At 70.8% G+C, this 16544-nt stretch carries 20 protein-coding genes; 12 read left to right on the top strand and 8 right to left on the bottom strand.

Features of this window, described 5'->3' with window-relative positions; translation table 11 throughout:
* Positions 1-990 (top strand): polyprenyl synthetase family protein, encoded by a 990-nt coding sequence (locus V5E28_RS25310; protein WP_336209700.1) that lies wholly within the window; start codon positions 1-3, stop codon positions 988-990.
* Here V5E28_RS25310 and rarD read toward each other — a convergent pair.
* The 5 genes from rarD to V5E28_RS25285 all read right to left on the bottom strand — a co-directional run bounded on the left by rarD (position 958) and on the right by V5E28_RS25285 (position 5186).
* Positions 958-1878 carry an EamA family transporter RarD gene (gene rarD / locus V5E28_RS25305; RefSeq protein WP_336209699.1) on the bottom strand — a complete coding sequence of 307 codons (921 nt, stop codon included), beginning with the start codon at positions 1876-1878 and terminating at the stop codon, positions 958-960. The genes V5E28_RS25310 and rarD overlap by 33 nt on opposite strands.
* Before the next feature lie 153 nt (positions 1879-2031).
* Positions 2032-2592: a GNAT family N-acetyltransferase gene (locus V5E28_RS25300; RefSeq protein ID WP_336209697.1), complete on the bottom strand. Its 561-nt coding sequence runs from the start codon at positions 2590-2592 to the stop codon at positions 2032-2034.
* Between the two features lie 86 nt (positions 2593-2678).
* A complete protein-coding gene (locus V5E28_RS25295) occupies positions 2679-3527 on the bottom strand; it encodes a phosphotransferase (protein ID WP_336209696.1) in 849 nt (282 codons plus the stop codon).
* Between the two features lie 191 nt (positions 3528-3718).
* On the bottom strand, positions 3719-4561 hold the full coding sequence (locus tag V5E28_RS25290) for a DUF72 domain-containing protein (RefSeq protein ID WP_336209695.1): 843 nt from the start codon (positions 4559-4561) through the stop codon (positions 3719-3721).
* 64 nt (positions 4562-4625) lie between these two features.
* Positions 4626-5186: an ArsR/SmtB family transcription factor gene (locus V5E28_RS25285; RefSeq protein WP_336209694.1), complete on the bottom strand. Its 561-nt coding sequence runs from the start codon at positions 5184-5186 to the stop codon at positions 4626-4628.
* Positions 5187-5265: 79 nt separating this feature from the next.
* Here V5E28_RS25285 and V5E28_RS25280 point away from each other — a divergent pair, with 79 nt between their 5' ends.
* On the top strand, positions 5266-6690 hold the full coding sequence (locus tag V5E28_RS25280) for an alpha/beta hydrolase family protein (protein WP_336209692.1): 1425 nt from the start codon (positions 5266-5268) through the stop codon (positions 6688-6690).
* On the opposite strand, the gene V5E28_RS25275 is transcribed toward V5E28_RS25280, so the two are convergent.
* Together V5E28_RS25275 and V5E28_RS25270 are read right to left on the bottom strand one after the other, a co-directional pair.
* Positions 6650-7072: a hypothetical protein gene (locus V5E28_RS25275; RefSeq protein WP_336209690.1), complete on the bottom strand. Its 423-nt coding sequence runs from the start codon at positions 7070-7072 to the stop codon at positions 6650-6652. The genes V5E28_RS25280 and V5E28_RS25275 overlap by 41 nt on opposite strands.
* 109 nt (positions 7073-7181) lie before the next feature.
* Complete coding sequence (locus tag V5E28_RS25270) at positions 7182-7982, bottom strand: SRPBCC family protein (RefSeq protein ID WP_336209689.1); 801 nt, start codon at positions 7980-7982, stop codon at positions 7182-7184.
* A 125-nt stretch (positions 7983-8107) separates the two neighbouring features.
* Between V5E28_RS25270 and V5E28_RS25265 the strand changes: the two genes are divergently transcribed.
* The 10 genes from V5E28_RS25265 (at position 8108) to rfbD (ending at position 15924) form a co-directional block, all read left to right on the top strand.
* Positions 8108-8464, top strand: a complete 357-nt coding sequence (locus tag V5E28_RS25265) for an MmcQ/YjbR family DNA-binding protein (protein WP_336209688.1) — start codon at positions 8108-8110, stop codon at positions 8462-8464.
* Positions 8464-8949 (top strand): GNAT family N-acetyltransferase, encoded by a 486-nt coding sequence (locus V5E28_RS25260; RefSeq protein WP_336209687.1) that lies wholly within the window; start codon positions 8464-8466, stop codon positions 8947-8949. Before V5E28_RS25265 ends, V5E28_RS25260 begins: the two co-directional genes overlap by 1 nt.
* Positions 8950-8971: 22 nt before the next feature.
* Positions 8972-9349, top strand: coding sequence for a hypothetical protein (locus V5E28_RS25255; RefSeq protein ID WP_336209685.1), 378 nt, complete (start codon positions 8972-8974; stop codon positions 9347-9349).
* Between the two features lie 19 nt (positions 9350-9368).
* Complete coding sequence (locus V5E28_RS25250) at positions 9369-10265, top strand: EamA family transporter (protein ID WP_336209683.1); 897 nt, start codon at positions 9369-9371, stop codon at positions 10263-10265.
* Between the two features lie 10 nt (positions 10266-10275).
* On the top strand, positions 10276-10908 hold the full coding sequence (locus V5E28_RS25245) for a GntR family transcriptional regulator (RefSeq protein WP_336209681.1): 633 nt from the start codon (positions 10276-10278) through the stop codon (positions 10906-10908).
* An 83-nt stretch (positions 10909-10991) separates the two neighbouring features.
* A complete protein-coding gene (locus V5E28_RS25240) occupies positions 10992-11342 on the top strand; it encodes a hypothetical protein (RefSeq protein ID WP_336209680.1) in 351 nt (116 codons plus the stop codon).
* A 268-nt stretch (positions 11343-11610) separates the two neighbouring features.
* Positions 11611-13065: a sugar transferase gene (locus V5E28_RS25235; RefSeq protein ID WP_336209679.1), complete on the top strand. Its 1455-nt coding sequence runs from the start codon at positions 11611-11613 to the stop codon at positions 13063-13065.
* A 2-nt stretch (positions 13066-13067) separates the two neighbouring features.
* Positions 13068-14135, top strand: coding sequence for a glucose-1-phosphate thymidylyltransferase (locus tag V5E28_RS25230; protein WP_336209678.1), 1068 nt, complete (start codon positions 13068-13070; stop codon positions 14133-14135).
* Complete coding sequence (gene rfbB / locus V5E28_RS25225) at positions 14132-15073, top strand: dTDP-glucose 4,6-dehydratase (RefSeq protein WP_336209676.1); 942 nt, start codon at positions 14132-14134, stop codon at positions 15071-15073. Before V5E28_RS25230 ends, rfbB begins: the two co-directional genes overlap by 4 nt.
* Entirely contained in the window at positions 15070-15924 is an 855-nt protein-coding gene (gene rfbD / locus V5E28_RS25220; RefSeq protein WP_336209675.1) for a dTDP-4-dehydrorhamnose reductase, read from the top strand. Before rfbB ends, rfbD begins: the two co-directional genes overlap by 4 nt.
* Here the strand turns inward: rfbD and V5E28_RS25215 are convergent.
* On the bottom strand, positions 15906-16484 hold the full coding sequence (locus tag V5E28_RS25215; protein ID WP_336209673.1) for a dTDP-4-dehydrorhamnose 3,5-epimerase family protein: 579 nt from the start codon (positions 16482-16484) through the stop codon (positions 15906-15908). The two genes, rfbD and V5E28_RS25215, sit on opposite strands and share 19 nt — an antisense overlap.
* Positions 16485-16544: the final 60 nt, after the last annotated feature.

The following is a 16544-nucleotide window of genomic DNA, read 5'->3' as shown; positions in this document are numbered from 1 at the left end:
ATGTCCGCGCCTCCCGTGGTTGACCTTCCTATCGAGGACGAGCGGTTGGCGCAGGACGTGGCCAACGGACTGGCCGCGGTCGAGAAGCTGCTGCGCACCTCGGTGGAGAGCGAGGACGCCTTCGTCACGGAGGCGTCCAAGCACCTCATCCAGGCCGGGGGCAAGCGCTTCCGCACGCTGATGCTGCTGCTGGCCGCCCAGTTCGGAGATCCTTCGGCGCCGGGCGTGGTGCAGGGCGCCGTGGTGATCGAGCTGACCCATCTCGGCTCGCTCTACCACGACGACGTGATGGACGAGGCCCCGGTCCGCCGGGGCTCTCCTTCGGCCAACGCCCGGTGGGACAACACCGTGGCCATCCTCACCGGCGACTACCTGTTCGCCCAGGCGTCCGACCTGCTGGCCGACCTCGGCCCCGAGCTGATCCGCATCCAGGCGCAGACGTTCTCCCGCCTCGTGCAGGGGCAGATCCGCGAGACGGTCGGGCCGCGCGCCGACGAGGACCCGGTGGCCCACTACATCAGCGTGCTGGCCGACAAGACCGGCTCCCTGATCGCCGCCTCGGGCCGGTTCGGCGCGCTGCTGTCCGGTTCGCCCGCCGACGTCGAGGAGCGGCTCAGCAGGGCGTGTGAGGCGATCGGGGTGGCCTGGCAGCTCGGCGACGACCTGCTGGACGTGGCGTCCACCTCGACGGAGTCGGGCAAGACGCCGGGGACCGACCTGCGCGAGGGCATCAAGACCCTGCCGGTCCTCTACGCGCTGGCCGCGGACCCTTCCTCCAGGCTGGCGGCGCTCCTGTCGGGCCCGGTGGCCGAGGAGAACGTCGAGGAGGCGCTGACGCTGCTGCGCGCGCACCCGGCGATGGTCAGGGCCCGGGCCGACCTGGATGCCTGGGTGGACCGGGCCCGCGACGACATCTCCGGCCTCCCCGACATCCCGGCCAAGAACGCGTTTTTGGCGCTATGCGACTACGTGGTCGAGCGCTCGGGCTGACCGCGCGATCCGTGCGGCACGCGCCGTACGGAAACTGTCGTACGTGAAGATGGCCAGCGCGATCCACACGATCGAGAACCCGATCCACCGGCTCGGCGGCATCGTCTCCTTGGCGATCAGCACCCCGCACAGGAACTGCAGGACAGGCGCGATGTACTGCAGGAGCCCGATCGTGCTCAGCGGCACCCGGATGGCCGAGGCCGTGAAGGCCAGCAGTGGCACCGCGGTGATCACCCCCGCCCCCACCAGCAGCAGGGCGTGCCCCACGCCCTGCTGTCCGAAGGTGGTCTGCCCCGCCTGCTGCAGGAACGTCAGGTAGACCAGCGCCGGCGCCAGCAGCACCAGCGTCTCCACCGTCAGGCTCTCGGCGGCTCCCACGTTCGCCTGCTTCTTGACCAGCCCGTAGATCCCGAAGCTGACGGCCAGGACGAGCGCCATGTACGGCGGCCGCCCGTAGTCGATGGTCAGCACCAGCACGGCCAGCGCCCCGAACCCCACGGCCACCCACTGCAGGGGCCGCAGCCGCTCCCGCAGCAGCACCACTCCGAACAGCACGCTCACCAGCGGGTTGATGAAGTAGCCGAGCGCGCTCTCCACCACGTGGTTGGTGTTCACCGCGTAGATGTAGGTCCCCCAGTTGAGGGTGATGAACACCGCTCCCACGGTCAGCAGCCCGAGCTTCCTGGGCTGGCGCGCCAGTGTCCTGATCCACGACCAGTGCCGCCGCACCGCCAGCACGGCGAGCACCGCCACCAGCGACCACACCATCCGGTGCGCGAGGATCTCCACGGCCCCGGACGGCTTGAGCAGCGGCCAGTAGAGGGGGAACAGTCCCCACATGGAGTAGGCGGCCACTCCGAACAAGACACCGCGTCGCACGTCAGGCATGAACCCCATCTTCGGGCATTACCACGCTTAAACACAAATGTACGCATCTAAAGGGCATTGTGTAGCAAGCGTGAAACGTCCCTGAGGTCGAGGACCATGAGGGGGCGAGGTCTCGACGCGAGCGGAAAGCGTGAGGTGCGGGTGCCGCCCGGGTCAACGATCGGCGGGGGTGCGGGCGGTCCACTCCGAGGCCAGGAGTGACCAGACCTCGGTGTCGTGCCGGACCCCCTGGTGCAGGTAGTCCTCGCGGAGCACCCCGTCCAGCCGCATGCCCAGCCGGCGTGCGACGTTGCTGCTGGAGGTGTTGTCCGGGCGGGTGAGCCATTCGACCCGGTGGATGCCGCGCTCGCGGACCGCCCAGTCGACGAGGTGTTCCGCCGCGCGGGTGATCAGCCCTCTGCCCTGCCCGGCCGGCTCCAGCCAGCAGCCCATCTCGCACGTGCCCGCGGCGCGGTCGAAGGAGACGAACATGGTCCCGCCGACGAGCGTGCCGTCGAGCCAGATGCCGTACAGGCGGCCGGCGTCGCGGGCGGCGAGATCCGCGTAGCGCTGCAGCGTGGCGCGGGCCGAGTCCAGGTCGGTGCTCCGGGTCGCCCACGGGACCCACGGGTCCACCGCGTCGCGCGCCCGGTCCACGTGTGCGAGGAACTCCTCCGCCTGCCACGGCTCCAGCGGGCGCAACTCGGCCCCGTCGCCCAGAACAATCGAGAACATCCGCGCAATGTACCAGCGCGATCCGGCCCGGCCGCGTCTCGGGGTCGGCCGGGCCGATCAGACGACGGCGCTCAACAGGCGTGGCCCTATGGGGCGGTCAACGCCGCCTCGATCTCCGAGGCGTTCCGCTCCAGCCAGGCCTCTCGTCTCTTGATCTTGTCGCCGACGCCCTCCTGCCACATCCGGGCCCAGCCCCCACCCTGTACCTCGGCGATGTGCCGCATCGAGAACCACGATCGCCGTGACCGCAGCACGGCCACCTCGACGAGCCGGGAGCGGTCGATGTCCGACATCCCGTAGGCGTCGGCGAGGATCCGGCATCGGCGCGGCACGTCGACGTCCCGCAGGGGCGGATCGGCGTCGGCCGGATCGCCCAGGGGAGCCCAGTAGAGCAGCGCGTTGTGCACTTCGTCGACCCTGGAAGCCGGTCTGGCCATGTCGAAGTCGATGAGCGCGGCGGCCTCGCCGTCCCGGAAGACGATGTTGTCCGGCGTGATGTCCATGTGCCCGACGAGCTCGGCCGGGTGGGACGGCGGGGGCGGCATGTCCGGCGGTTCGGACACGCCGAAGGAGGGGTGAACTCCTTCCGGGAGGGTGAAGCCTGCGGCCGCGTCATCGTAGGCCCGCACGAGACGGCCGACCGAGGCCAGCCGTGCCTCGTCGGCGAGCCAGGCGGGCCGCGGCCGTCCGGCGACCTCGCCGGTGACGAAGGTCAGCACTTCACGTCCGGCCGTGTCGATGCCGAGGAGCCGCGGAGCGCCCCGGAAGCCGACCTCCTCCAGGTGGCGGAGCAGGCCGTGCACGAGTGGGGCGTTGGGGCCGACCGGGCGGCGTACCGTGGTGCCGATGCGCACCACGCCCTCGGTGACGTCGCCGCCCATCAGCGGGACCTCGGGCTCGGACTCGTCAGGCTCGGCGTAGGTGGCGGTGCTCATCGTGTCCCCCTCGGTGCGCGAGCGCTCAAGCTTAGACCTCGCCATGATCCGCGGCGAACGGCTGCCGGGCGGACATTCCCTGGCCCGGGCTCAGCAGGTGGTGCGGGTCGAATCGGTCCTTCGCGCCACCTGTGAGCGTGGTGGTCTTCCCAGTCGCTGACCGCGTCGTCGGTGACCGAGCCCGGCACGAATCAGAAGAGGGTCAGCGGCTCGACGGGCTCGGGCTCCGGCAGGGGCTCGATGCCGGGCAGCCGGGCCCGTACGTCGTCGTGGAAGCGGCGGGCGAGCATCGGCGCGTCGGCGTTGTCGGGGGTGTGCACGAACACGGTCGGCGAGCGGCCCTCGCGCAGCCAGCCGGCGACCGTCTCCACCCAGTGCTGCCAGCCCTCGACCGTCCGGGCGGTGTCGTCGCGGCCGAGGTAGCGCACGATCGGCCGGTCTGTGAGAGCCGGCGAGCGGCGTGGCAGGCGGGGCTTCTTCGTCCACGCGTCCCGCTCGGCGTCACTGGTCGGCGGGCTCCGGAAGAGGGTGGTGGTGTCGAACGGGACCCATTCGGCGCCGGCGCCGGTGAGCACCCTTTCGAGCGGCGGCGGATCGTCGAAGAACGCGCGGTGGCGTACTTCGACCGCATATCTGTACGAGCTCGGCAGCCGGCGGAGGAAGCCGGCCAAGGCGCCGAGGTCGGTCGGACCGAAGGATCCCGGCAACTGGATCCAGAGGGCGTGCACCCGGGGGCCGAGTGGTTCGATCGCGTCGAGGAACGAGCGGAGCTCGTCGTCGATGCCCGTCAGGCGGCGCTCGTGGGTGATGGACTTGGGCAGCTTGACCACGAACCGGAAGTCGGGGGAGACCTGCCGCGCCCACGACTCCACGGTGCCGCGCGCCGGGGTCGCGTAGAACGTCGTGTTGCCCTCCACCGCGTTGCACCAGCTCGCGTAGGCCCGCAGGCGCTCGCCGGGAGGGAGCGGATGGGGCAGGAAGCGCCCCTGCCATCGCGCGTGAGTCCACATCGCGCATCCCACATGAAGCCGCATGGCCTCGACGCTACCCAGGTCCGTACCGTCGCCGCGAACCCTCCCGGGTGTGATGCCCGGCGGGTCAGTCGTCGTCGGCGGGCAGGGCGAACAGGCGGATGTAGAGGGGGCGCGCGCCCGGAGGGGCGTCCTCGGCCCCGTGGCTGTGCTTCATCAGCAGCGCGATGTAGGCCTCGAAGAACTCCGCGAACTCCTCCTTGGTCATCCGGCCCATGCCGCGTGAGGCCTTCACCCAGTCGGGGTCGCGGTGGTAGGCCTCGGGGAAGCGGTCGAACAGCTCCCGGTCCTCCTCCATGCCCATGCGGTGAAACTCGGCCAGCACCGGCCGGTCCTCGGGGGAGAGCTGGTCGGGCGTCGGCGGGCGCAGGTCCCTCGGTCCTTCGGCCCTGCGCCACCAGCGCTCCCTGCCGGTGGAGCGCTCGGGGATCTCCTCGATGAAGCCGTGCTTCTCGAGCTGGCGCAGGTGATAGCTGGTGGTGCCGGTCTTGGCGCCGAGCAGCTCGCCGAGCGTCGTGGAGGTCGCGGGGCCGTGCACGTTGAGGTGGCGGAGCATGAGCCGCCGCATGGGATGGGCGAGCGCCTTGAGCCTCGCCGGGTCGAGCATGGACGGCTGCTCATCCTTCATGGGGATAAGCCTAGTCCTACAGAGCGATATCTGCAGACATTCCTTTGCCGAGAACTCTCTGCAGAGTACATTCGGCGATATGAGACGCTTAATCGCCGCAGTGCCCCTCGTCCTGGCGCTCCTCGCCGCTCCGGCCGCGGCCACGCCACCGCCCGGCACACCGCCCGGCACACCGCCCGACCTCGCCGCGACGGAGGTGACCTTCCCGGGCAGCGGAGGGCTCGTCATGCACGGCACCGTCCTGTCTCCGGCCGGCGGGCGCCCCGCGCGTCCGGGCGTCGTCCTCGTGCACGGCGCGGGGACCGGCACGCCCAGGACCAAGCTGATGAGTGAGGCCGTCGAGTTCGCCCGCAGGGGCATGTCGGTGCTGATCTACGACAAGCGCTCCGAGGGCTACTCGCTCTTCGAACGCTCCTATACGGATCTCGCCGGCGACGCCCTCGGCGCCGTGGCCGCGCTCCGCACGCAGCAGGGCGTCGACCCGGCCAAGGTCGGCATCTGGGGTCTGAGCGAGGGCGGCTGGGTGGCCCCCATCGCGGCGGCCCGCTCCGCGGACATCGCGTTCGTCGTGCTCGTCGGCGCCAACGGCCTGCCTCCGCTGCGGCAGCAGACCTGGGCCGTGGCCGCCGGCCTGCGCAAGGCGGGGGTGTCGGGCTCGCTCGTCGACCGCGCCGAGCACAACCTCTACCGGGCGATCGCCGACGGCGGCATGTTCCCCCAGCCCTACTACGATCCCGAGCCGACCATCGCCGCGGTACGCCAGCCGGTGCTCGGCATCTGGGGGACGCACGACCTGCTGACCCCGGCCCAGGAGAGCCCGCCGCTCTTCAGCAGGGCCCTTGAGCAGGGCGGCAACCGGCACTACACCTTCCGGTTCTTCCCCGGCGCGGACCACGCCGCCCACCAGAGCCCCGACGGCGGAATCACCCGGTTGCCCGAGCTCGCCCCCGGCTACGCCGACCTGGTCGGCGACTGGGTCCACGACGTCACGTCAGGCGACCTGCCCACGGCCGAGATCTCCGGCCCGGCCCCCGTCCAGGCGTCACTCTCCCTGCCGGTCGTCCCCCCGGCCTGGTGGGAGTCGGCTCCGGTGCAGGTCGCCGCGCTGCTGCTGTTCCTGGTGGCGTTCGGCGGCTACCCGTTGGTCGCACTGGTGAGACGCCTGCGCGGCACGTCCAGGGTCCCCGTCTCCAGGGCCGCGCGGCTGATCAGCGCCGCGGGACTGGCCGCGGTGCTGGGCGGATTCTCGTACCTGTTCTACGTGGTCATGACAGGAGGCAAGCTGGCCTCGCCGGGTCCCGTGCTGGCAGGGCGGCCGCTGCTGTGGCTGGCGCTGCAGGGGCTGGCGGTGGCCGCGGTGGTTGCCACCGTCCTCACCGCCCTGGCCTGGCGCCGCGCTCACGCGGGGGTGGCGGGTGGAGAGAGGGTACGGCTCGGCCTCCTGCTGGCCGGCGGCGCGGTGTTCATCCCCTGGGGCCTCTACTGGGGGTTGCTGGTGCCGTGAACCACCGGCCGGCGGCCGGGGTGAGCAGCATGGCGATGACGAAGACCGGAACGAGCAGGCCGAGGCGGGGCAGCGACCCGAGGGTGAGGCCGTGATCCACCGTCTCGAAGCCCAGGTCTATGAGGAGGACGAGCAGTTGGAAGCCCAGTGCCGTCCAGCGCGGCCGGCTGCTCCGCGTCGAGAGGCGTTGGATCAGCCGGCCGGTGAACGCCACGATCACGGCCATGACGGCGAGGAGTCCCAGGCCGGCGAGGCTGCCCACGGTGATCACCGCGACGAGGGCGAAAGCCAGTCCTATGCACCCGAAGGCGAACTGGAGCGTCAAGCCGAGTCGGGCCGCGCGGACCGTGGCCGGCATGGGCTCGACCTCTGAGCCGCTCATGTGTGGATCATAGGCTGCGGAGTCGGGGACGGGCGGGATGCGGGCCCGGCCGGTGCGGGCACTGGTCAGGGCGGATGCGCGTGCTGGCCATCCGCCCCTCCCACAGATGTCAGGATCCCAGCATCGCGCCGAGCGTCTTCGACATGTTCTCGCGGATCTGCGCCAGCCGGTCCTCGACGATGGCCACGGCTCTGGCCGGGTCCCGCTGGGCCGCCTTACGCAGGCCGGAATCGCCCGGCCCGTGCGCGAACGAGTGCCGGACCCGGGTGCGCCCGCCGGCCGCCGACACCTCGTAGCTCCAGCTCGAACCGATCCGCTCGCCGTCGAGCACGTCCCAGGCGAACCGCGCGGGACGCTCCGCGGCGGTGACCGCGCACGTGACGGTCGAGGTGTCACCGTTCGGGAAGCTGTTGCGGCCCTCGAAGCGGGCTCCGGCGGCGGGACCTCGCGCCCCGCCGAGCCAGGTGCCGCCGGTGCACTCGGGACTCCACTCGCCGAGGCGGGCGACGTCGGTGATCAGATCCCACACCTTCTCCGGCGTGGCGTCGGTCAGCACCTCGACGTGGGTCGACGCGCCGGTGACGTGGTCCTCGTCGAGCTGCCTGACCTCGACGACGCCGAATCGGGCGACCGGGTGCTTGGCGGCGACTTCCAGCGCCTCCTCCAGATCGGCGCACTCGAGCAGGTCGAAGCCGCCGATCTGCTCCTTGGTCTCCGCGAACGGCCCGTCGCCGACCAGCACCTGGCCGTCGCGCACCCGTACGGACCGGCTCTCGGCGGCCGGCCGGAGCGGGTCGCCCTGCAGGCGCACTCCGCGCCCGTCCATCTCCTCGACCCACGCCTCGGGCGAGCTCTCCTCGGGCGTCACCTCGACGGATGGGTCCACGCGGATCAGCAACAGGAACTTCACTGTCCGTTCTCCTTTCTGGCGGGCGCCCGGTGGATCGGGCCGCCTCGTCACACACCGACGGACGGCGATCCCCGAAACAGACCGTACGGCTCAGAAGTGTCGGGCGAGTTTGCTACACAAGGGACATGGGAGTGAGCGTCGAAGAGTTCCTGGAGTTGCTGGACAGCCTGCCAGAGGTGCGGATGAGCGATGGCGGGAGCTGGGTCGCGCTCAAGGTGCGGGACAAGGGCTTCGGCTATCTGTGGGAGGAGACCGAGACGGTCGGGCTCAAGGCGACGATCGAGGAGCAGCTCGCGCTGGTGGCCGAGCGGCCCGACGTCTTCGAGATCCAGTTCACCGCCGGCCGGTTCGGATGGGTCGTGGTCCACCTCGACCGGATCGAGATGGACGAGCTGTTCGAGCTGACTGCGGAGGCGTGGTGCCTGACCGCGCCCAAGCCGCTCGTCACGGCATTCGAGGCGGCGCATAAAATCGGGCAGTAATGGGATATGTGCGACTGCGTGAGTGGTGTGAGGACGACGCGCCTGTGGTGTTGCGGGCCTTCCGCTCTCCTGACATGCGCAGGCAGGCGGCCTGGCCGATCGTGACGTTGCAGGACGCGGTGGGCTGGATCGCCGGCTGGTCAGGGGTGGGGCACGCCTTCGCCGTCACCCTGGACGGCCAGGTCGCCGGCAACGTCGCGGTGACCGGCGTCGACGGCCACGACAACGGCTGGGTCTCCTACTGGACGATGCCGGAGGCCCGAGGGCGGGGCGTCGCCGCGGCGGCGACCGAGGAACTGGCGCGCTGGGCGTTCGGCGAGCGCGGCCTCTACCGGCTGGAGCTGGGCCACCGCACCGGCAACACCGCCTCCTGCCGGGTGGCCACCAAGGCGGGCTTCCTTGCGGAGGGCGTCGAGCGCGGCAAGCTGCACTACGACGGCGTCCGCTACGACGTCGAGCGGCACGCCCGCCTGGCCACCGACTGACCCGCTGATCTACGCTGCCTGGGTGGACAGCGAGAGCCTGGCCGCGGCCGCGCTGCTGGCGGCGCTGAGCCGGGCGACGGGGATCCTCGCCGAGTTACGCCATCCCTTCGCGCGCAGCCGGTCCTTCTCCTTCTTCGTGCCGCCCGCCGGGGCGCGCACCGGCGCCGCGTTCGTCCTGCCCGACGGGCGGGAGGTGCGGTTCGAGGTCTCCATCGCCGTCTCCGGCGACGCCTTCCACGTCGAGGGCTCGATCACGGCGGAGGACGAGGTGCTGTTGGAGCTGCCTCGCAAGAGCACGTCCGGCATCCACGACGGCCTCGCGGTGGTCGAGGAGTACGCGGCCGAAGTGGCCCAGCCCGCCGGCCGCCTGCTCGACCAGCTACTGGACGGCATTGTATAGTTGTCAGACAATGTTGAGCATGAAGAACGGACCTGTCGCCGTCGTGGCCGCCGCCGTGCTGTGGGGCACGGCCGGCACCGCGGGCCTGCTCGTCTCCGCCGACTCCATCGCCCTGGCCGCCGCCAGGCTGGTCATCGGCGGGGCCGCGCTGGCGCTGTTCGCGGGGGCGGGGATCGGCCGGGCGCTCCGCCGCCCGAGCCTGCTGCTCGCCGCCGTCGCCGTCGCCGCCTACCAGCTGTGCTTCTTCGCCGCGGTGGCACGCACGGGCGTGGCCATCGGCACGGTCGTCGCGATCGGCAGCGGCCCGGTCTTCACCGGACTGCTCTCCTGGGCGATGCACGGGCAGCGGCCGAGCGTCCGATGGGTGCTGGCCACCGCCGCGGCTGTGGCCGGATGCGTGGCGCTGATCGCCGGCGGTGGCGCGCAGGCAGGCGGCCAGGTGCTGTCCGGGGTGCTGTTCGCCCTGCTCGGTGGGCTCCTGTACGCCTTCTACGCGGTCAGCGCCGCCCGGGCGATCGGGCGCGGCGCGCCGTCGGGCGCGGTGATGGGGGTGCTGTTCGGCGGGGCCGCCGTCATCATGCTGCCGGTCCTGCTCTGGCAGGGGCTGGGCTGGCTCGCCGAGCCGCGCGGCCTGCTCGCCGTCCTCTACCTCGGCCTCGGCACCACCGCCCTGTCCTACTTCCTGTACGGCAGAGGCCTGCGCACCACCCCGGTGGCCACGGCCGCCACGCTGGCGCTGGCAGAGCCGGCGGTCGCGGCACTGCTCGGCCTGGTGGTGCTCGGGGAGCGACTGGCCCCCATCTCGATCGCAGGCCTGGGACTGCTCGCCGTCAGCCTGGTGGTCGTGGCGCTGCCTGAGGCGAAGAGCTCGCCGGCAGTGGGCGCTCGGGAGGTGGCGCGGGCCACGGGGCGTTAGAGTCGCAGCCGTGACGTTGCCGATCAAACCCCTCTCAGCCGTCGCCGCGCTGGCCGACGCGCTACGCCGCAGGGTGCTCTCCGGCGAGATGGCGCCCGGCACGCCACTGCCCGAGCAGGAGATCGCCGCCGCTTACGGCGTGGCCAGGCCGACAGTGCGCGAGGCGCTGGCCCGGCTGGTGCACGAGGGGCTGCTCAGGCGCGAGCGCAACCGCAGCGCCTACGTCCCCGAGGTGACGAGCGCGGACCTGGACGACCTCATGTACGTACGCAGGCCGCTGGAGGACCTGATGGCCGGGGCGATCGCCGGCCGGCGGGTGCCGGAGGCGGAGGCGGCGCTGGCCCGGATGGACGCGCTGGGCGCCGACGCGCCGTGGTCGGAGTCGGTGGCCGAGCACATGGCGCTGCACCAGGCGCTGATCGAGGCGGTGGGCAGTCCCCGGCTGGAGCGGCTCTACGGCTCGCTCGCCGCCGAGACCAGGCTCGGGCTGGTCCGGCTGCGCCGGGTCTACGAGGACAGGGACGTGCTGGTCGGCGAGCATCGAGAGCTGCTCGACGCGATCGCGGAGGGGCCGGCTGAGGCCGCCAGAGCGGCGGTCGCGGCGCACCTCAGCCACTCGTGGGGCGGAGATCCGCACCCATAGGGCGGAAACCCCCGCATCCCTCGTCCGCACCCATAAGCGCGAACCCTTGCGGTACAACCCCACTACTCGCAAGAATCGCGCCCATGCACGGCAATCCGATGCCGGACTCCTACGTGTATGTCACGGAAGAGGGCGTGACCCGTCACTACGCGGACGGGAGCGTCGAGGCGCTCGCGTGGGAAGACGTCGTCGAGGTCCGTGTGGTGACCGAATCCGAGGCCGACGTCCTCTACATTCTGCTCGACCGTGACGGCGAGGGTTGCGTGGTGCCGCGTTCGGCCACGGACGCGACCTTTCTGGCGCGGCTTCGCTATCTGCCGGATTTCGATCTGGATCGGTTGACGATGGCGGCTGATTCGGCACATGACGGCGTTGTGGTCGTATGGCGGAGTCCGGATCCTCCATCCGCACTGCCGGATCTGGAGTACGACTAGCCGGTATCCGATGCGGGAACCTGCCGAAATGCGGCCGTAAACATCGCTCTTTCTGCACCGAACGCATCACTTTTGGATCGTTCCGTCAAGCCCTGAGTCGCTCCGATCTTCGTCCGCTTGTGGACATATAGCGATATTCCCCAACACATGGTGGATCTTTACTCTTTAGTGGGGGTCGCCGCCCTTGATTGTGCATGGGGTGCTGTCAACCCATGAGGTGCAAGGAACGTCATGTTAACGAAGTGCACCGATTTATCAGGGTGGTGCTATGAGGGTGGGGACTGGGGAGTCCGCTGTCGTACTCCTCGAGGCCGTCCCGCGCCACGCGTCGAGCATCTGGACGCGGGCGTACCTACGGCTTCTGCTGTGCGGCGATTTCGCCTGCGCGCTGCTGGCCTGCCTGTGCGTGCTGGGCGTCCGGCTGATGAACGGAATCTACATCCCTCTGGTCGAGTTCATGCTGGGATTCGGCCTGGTCCTCGCCTGGCCTGTCGCGCTCATGCTCGGCGGCGCCCACCGCCAGCGCGCGAACGGTGAGGGCACGGAGGAGTTCAAGGCCGTTTTCAACGGCGGAGTGGGCCTGATGGCCGCCGTGGCCATCGGCGCCTACGCCACGCAGACCGTGATCGCGCGGAGCTTCGTCATGGCGATGCTGCCTCTGGCACTTCTCGCCACCCTTTATTTCCGGTACAAGATGCGCAAACGCCTGCACCGCAGGAGAGCCGTCGGCGACTACATGCGCCAGGTCATCGCGGTCGGGCACCGGGAGTCGATTCTCGACCTGGTGATGCAGTTCCGCCGCCAGCCGTACCACGGGATGCGGGTCGTAGGGGCCTGCCTGCCGCCGGACCGGATGGACGCCGAGCTGGACGGGATCCCGGTCCTGGGCACCTTCGGCGACGTCGCTGAGGTGGTGGAGCGGACCCACGCGGACGCGGTCGCGGTGCTGGCCTGCCCGGAGCTCGACGGGGCGGCGCTGCGCCGGCTGGCCTGGAGCCTGGAGACCGAGCGCACCGACCTGTTCGTGGCTCCCGCCCTGATGGACGTGGCGGGACCGCGCATCAGCATCCGCCCGGTCGCCGGGATGCCGCTGCTGCACGTCGAGCATCCGGAGTTCGACGGCACCAGGCAGTTCGTCAAGAGCGTGTTCGACCGGGTGGTCGCGGGAACGGCGCTGCTGCTGCTCGCCCTGCCGCTGCTGGCCATCGTGGTCCTGATCAGGCTGACCAGTCCCGGGCCCGCGCTGTTCCACCAGACCAGAGTGGGCAGGCGGGGCAAGGAGTTCCCGCTGGTGAAGTTCCGGACCATGGTGATGGGCGCCGAGCTGCTCAAGGACTCGTTGATCGAATCGAACGAGTTCGACGGGGTGCTGTTCAAGATGCGGAACGATCCAAGGATCACCCGGGTCGGCGCCTTCCTGCGCCGCTACTCGCTGGACGAGCTGCCCCAGCTGCTCAACGTCATCCGGGGCGAGATGTCGCTGGTCGGTCCGCGCCCGCCGCTGCCGGAAGAGGTCGCCCAGTACCGCACCGACGTGCGCCGCCGCCTCGTCGTCAAGCCCGGCATGACCGGGCTCTGGCAGGTGAGCGGCCGCTCCGACCTCACCTGGGACGAGTCGGTCCGGCTCGACCTGCGGTATGTGGAGAACTGGTCGCTCATCCTGGACCTGCAGATCCTCTGGAAGACCTGGTCCGTCGTGACCCGCGGAGAAGGGGCTTACTGACGGTGAAAGCACTCGTGCTCGCCGGGGGGTCGGGCACACGGCTACGACCCATCACGCACACCTCGGCCAAGCAGCTCGTGCCGGTCGCCAACAAACCGGTGCTGTTCTACGGCCTGGAGGCGATCGCGGCGGCCGGGATCCGGGAGGCCGGGCTGGTGGTGGGGGACACGCAGGCCGAGATCGAGGCGGCGGTCGGCGACGGCTCGGCGTTCGGGCTGGAGGTGACCTACCTGCGCCAGGAGGCGCCGCTCGGGCTGGCGCACGGCGTGCTGATCGCCCGCGACTACCTCGGTGACGAGGACTTCGTGATGTACCTCGGCGACAACTTCGTCGTGGGCGGCATCAGCGACCTCGTGGACCGCTTCGCCCGCGAGCGGCCCGCCGCGCAGATCATGCTCACCAGGGTGGGCGACCCGGGGCAGTTCGGGGTCGCCGAGTTGGACGGGCAGGGCCGGGTCGTCGGCCTGGAGGAGAAGCCGGCGCACCCCAAGAGCGACCTGGCGCTGGTCGGCGTCTACCTCTTCAGTCCGGCCGTGCACGCGGCGGTGGCCGAGCTCAAGCCGTCGTGGCGGGGCGAGCTGGAGATCACCGACGCCATCCAGTGGCTGCTGGAGGCGGGCCTGCGCGTGGAGTCCTCGGTGATCACCGGTTACTGGAAGGACACCGGCAACGTCACCGACATGCTGGAGGTCAACCGCCTCGTGCTGGAGTGGCTCGACGCCGGGGTGCACGGGAAGGTGGACGAGGCAAGCGAGCTGATCGGGCGCGTCCGGGTGGAGCCGGGAGCCGTGGTCGAGCGCTCGCGCCTGGTCGGCCCGGTGATCATCGGCGCCGGAGCGGTCATCCGCGACAGCTACGTCGGCCCGTTCACCTCGATCGGCGCCGACTGCGCCATCACGGGCAGCGAGATCGAGTACTCGATCGTGCTGCCCAGGGCCTCCATCCAGGGGGTCGGCCGGATCGAGTCGTCACTCATCGGCCATGACGTCGAGGTCACCCCGGCGCCCAACACACCCAGAGCCCATCGTCTCGTGCTGGGCGATCACAGCAAGGTACAAATCAGTTCATGAAGACGATCCTGGTGACGGGCGGTGCGGGCTTCATCGGCTCGCACTTCGTCCGCGGGCTGCGCGACACGGACGTGGACGCCGGCGTGACCGTGCTCGACAAACTCACCTACGCGGGCAACCTCGCCAATCTCGAAGGCGTGCGGCACACCTTCGTGCACGGTGACATCTGCGACGCGGACCTGCTGCGCGAGGTCGTGCCCGGGCACGACCTGGTGGTCAACTTCGCGGCCGAGTCGCATGTCGACCGGTCGATCGAAGGGGCGGCGGAGTTCGTCCGCACGAACGTGCTCGGTACGCAGACGCTGCTGCAGGCATGCCTCGACGCCGGGGTGCCGAAGGTCGTCCAGGTGTCGACCGACGAGGTGTACGGCTCGATCGAGGTCGGCTCCTGGGATGAGTCGGCCCCGCTCCGGCCACGCTCGCCGTACGCGGCGGCCAAGGCCGGCGGGGACCTGATCGCGCGCTCGTACGCGATCACCTACGGCCTGGACGTGTCGATCACCCGGTGCGGCAACAACTACGGCCCGAGGCAGTTCCCGGAGAAGATCATCCCGCTGTTCATCACCAACCTGCTGCGCGGCAGGAAGGTGCCGCTCTACGGCGACGGCGGCCACGTGCGCGACTGGATCCACGTCGAGGACCATTGCGCGGGCATCCGGCTGGTGGCCGACGTGGGACAGCCGGGCGAGGTCTACCACATCGCGGGCACCGCGGAGCTGACGAACAAGGAACTGACCGCCCGCCTGCTGGAGGCGTGCGGCAGGGGCTGGGACCTCGTGGAGCACGTCGAGGACCGCAAGGGGCACGACCGGCGCTACTCCCTCGACGACGGCAGGCTGCGCGCCCTCGGTTACGACCCGGCGATCGGCTTCGAGCGGGGACTGAGGAACACCGTGCAGTGGTACGCCGACAACCGCGAATGGTGGGCGGGCTTATGAGGTGGCTCATCACGGGCGGCGGCATGCTGGCCGCCGACGTCCTGGACCGGACGACGGCCACCGGGGAGCCGGTGCTCGCACTCCGCCGAGCGGAGCTGGACCTGCGGGACAGCCGGGCGGTGCACGACCTGGTCTCCGCCTACCGGCCAGAGGTCGTGATCAACTGCGCCGCCTGGACGGCGGTGGACGACGCCGAGACGCACGAGGACGAGGCGCTGGCCATCAACGGTCACGCGGTCCGCACGCTGGCGCAGGCCTGCGAGAGCGCGGGGGCGCGCCTGCTGCACCTGTCCACCGACTACGTCTTCGACGGCACGAGCCGCAGGCCGTACACCGAGGACTCGCCCACCGGACCGGTCAACGCCTACGGCCGGACCAAGCTCGCCGGCGAACAGGCCGCGCTGGAGCACGGCCACTACGTGGTCCGCACCGCCTGGTTGTACGGCGCGGGCGGGCCCAACTTCGTCCGAACGATGATCAAGCTGGCCGGCACGCGGCCCACCGTGGACGTGGTGGACGACCAGCACGGCCAGCCCACCTGGTCCGCCGACCTGGCCGACTTCCTGGTCCGGCTGGCGCGGTCGGAGCTGCCGCCGGGGATCTATCACGGCACCAGCGCCGGGGAGACCAGCTGGCACGGGCTCGCCGGCGAGGTCTTCGCGCTGCTCGGCGCCGACCCGGCCCGGGTGCGCCCGGTGCCCGGCACGGCCTTCCCGCGCCCGGCGCCGCGGCCCGCCAGCAGCGTTCTGGCCTGTACCCGGTGCGAGCCGATCCGGCACTGGCGGGAGGCGCTGCACGCCGCCTGGCCGGTGCTGTGCGGGAAGGCGGGCCCTCAGTGCAGCGTGGAGTAGAACCGCTTGCACGTGTCGTAGTCCGGCAGCAGCCCGGACGCGAGCGCGGCGGCGACCGTGGGCGCCTCGGCGTCCTTGCCCGACAGCACCGGCTCGATGTCCTGCGGCCAGGCGATGCCGAGGTCCGGGTCGAGCGGGTGCACCCCGTGCTCGCGGCCGGGAGCGTAGGGCTGGGAGCACAGGTAGACGACCGTCGCCTGATCGCTGAGGGCCAGGAAGGCGTGCCCGAGCCCTTCCGCGATGAGCACGGCCCGGTGCGTCTGGTCGTCCAGCGTCATCGCCTCCCAGCGGCCGAAGGTGGGGGATCCGGCTCGCAGGTCCACGACCACGTCCATGACGCTGCCGTTCGTGCACATGACGTACTTGGCCTGACCGGGCGGGACGTCGGCGAAGTGCACGCCGCGCAGCGCCCCCCGGCTGGACACCGAGCAGTTGACCTGCGCCAGTTCGAACCCGTGCGGCAGGTCGGCGGACTTGAAGGCTTCATGAAACGCGCCGCGAGGGTCGGTGTGGACGCGCGGCGTGTGATACCAGGCGCCGTCGATGCCGAGGGGATCCATGAGGCGCACAGTAACGACAGTGCCGGTCGGAGCGAAATACCAACTTGTCCAGGAGTGTGC

This window comes from Nonomuraea sp. LPB2021202275-12-8 (assembly GCF_037044575.1).
GTDB lineage: Bacteria > Actinomycetota > Actinomycetes > Streptosporangiales > Streptosporangiaceae > Nonomuraea.
The sequence above is the reverse complement of the archived record's forward strand: the minus strand, read 5'-3'. Positions and strand labels throughout refer to the sequence as shown.

Excerpts from the sequence above, each read along its gene's own strand:
- V5E28_RS25310 (WP_336209700.1), top strand. The coding sequence starts at position 1 with ATGTCCGCGCCTCCCGTGGTTGACCTTCCTATCGAGGACGAGCGGTTG.
- rarD (WP_336209699.1), bottom strand. The coding sequence starts at position 1,878 with ATGCCTGACGTGCGACGCGGTGTCTTGTTCGGAGTGGCCGCCTACTCC.
- V5E28_RS25300 (WP_336209697.1), bottom strand. The coding sequence starts at position 2,592 with ATGTTCTCGATTGTTCTGGGCGACGGGGCCGAGTTGCGCCCGCTGGAG.
- V5E28_RS25295 (WP_336209696.1), bottom strand. The coding sequence starts at position 3,527 with ATGAGCACCGCCACCTACGCCGAGCCTGACGAGTCCGAGCCCGAGGTC.
- V5E28_RS25290 (WP_336209695.1), bottom strand. The coding sequence starts at position 4,561 with ATGCGGCTTCATGTGGGATGCGCGATGTGGACTCACGCGCGATGGCAG.
- V5E28_RS25285 (WP_336209694.1), bottom strand. The coding sequence starts at position 5,186 with ATGAAGGATGAGCAGCCGTCCATGCTCGACCCGGCGAGGCTCAAGGCG.
- V5E28_RS25280 (WP_336209692.1), top strand. The coding sequence starts at position 5,266 with ATGAGACGCTTAATCGCCGCAGTGCCCCTCGTCCTGGCGCTCCTCGCC.
- V5E28_RS25275 (WP_336209690.1), bottom strand. The coding sequence starts at position 7,072 with ATGAGCGGCTCAGAGGTCGAGCCCATGCCGGCCACGGTCCGCGCGGCC.
- V5E28_RS25265 (WP_336209688.1), top strand. The coding sequence starts at position 8,108 with ATGGGAGTGAGCGTCGAAGAGTTCCTGGAGTTGCTGGACAGCCTGCCA.
- V5E28_RS25260 (WP_336209687.1), top strand. The coding sequence starts at position 8,464 with ATGGGATATGTGCGACTGCGTGAGTGGTGTGAGGACGACGCGCCTGTG.
- V5E28_RS25250 (WP_336209683.1), top strand. The coding sequence starts at position 9,369 with ATGAAGAACGGACCTGTCGCCGTCGTGGCCGCCGCCGTGCTGTGGGGC.
- V5E28_RS25240 (WP_336209680.1), top strand. The coding sequence starts at position 10,992 with ATGCACGGCAATCCGATGCCGGACTCCTACGTGTATGTCACGGAAGAG.
- V5E28_RS25235 (WP_336209679.1), top strand. The coding sequence starts at position 11,611 with ATGAGGGTGGGGACTGGGGAGTCCGCTGTCGTACTCCTCGAGGCCGTC.
- rfbB (WP_336209676.1), top strand. The coding sequence starts at position 14,132 with ATGAAGACGATCCTGGTGACGGGCGGTGCGGGCTTCATCGGCTCGCAC.
- rfbD (WP_336209675.1), top strand. The coding sequence starts at position 15,070 with ATGAGGTGGCTCATCACGGGCGGCGGCATGCTGGCCGCCGACGTCCTG.
- V5E28_RS25215 (WP_336209673.1), bottom strand. The coding sequence starts at position 16,484 with ATGGATCCCCTCGGCATCGACGGCGCCTGGTATCACACGCCGCGCGTC.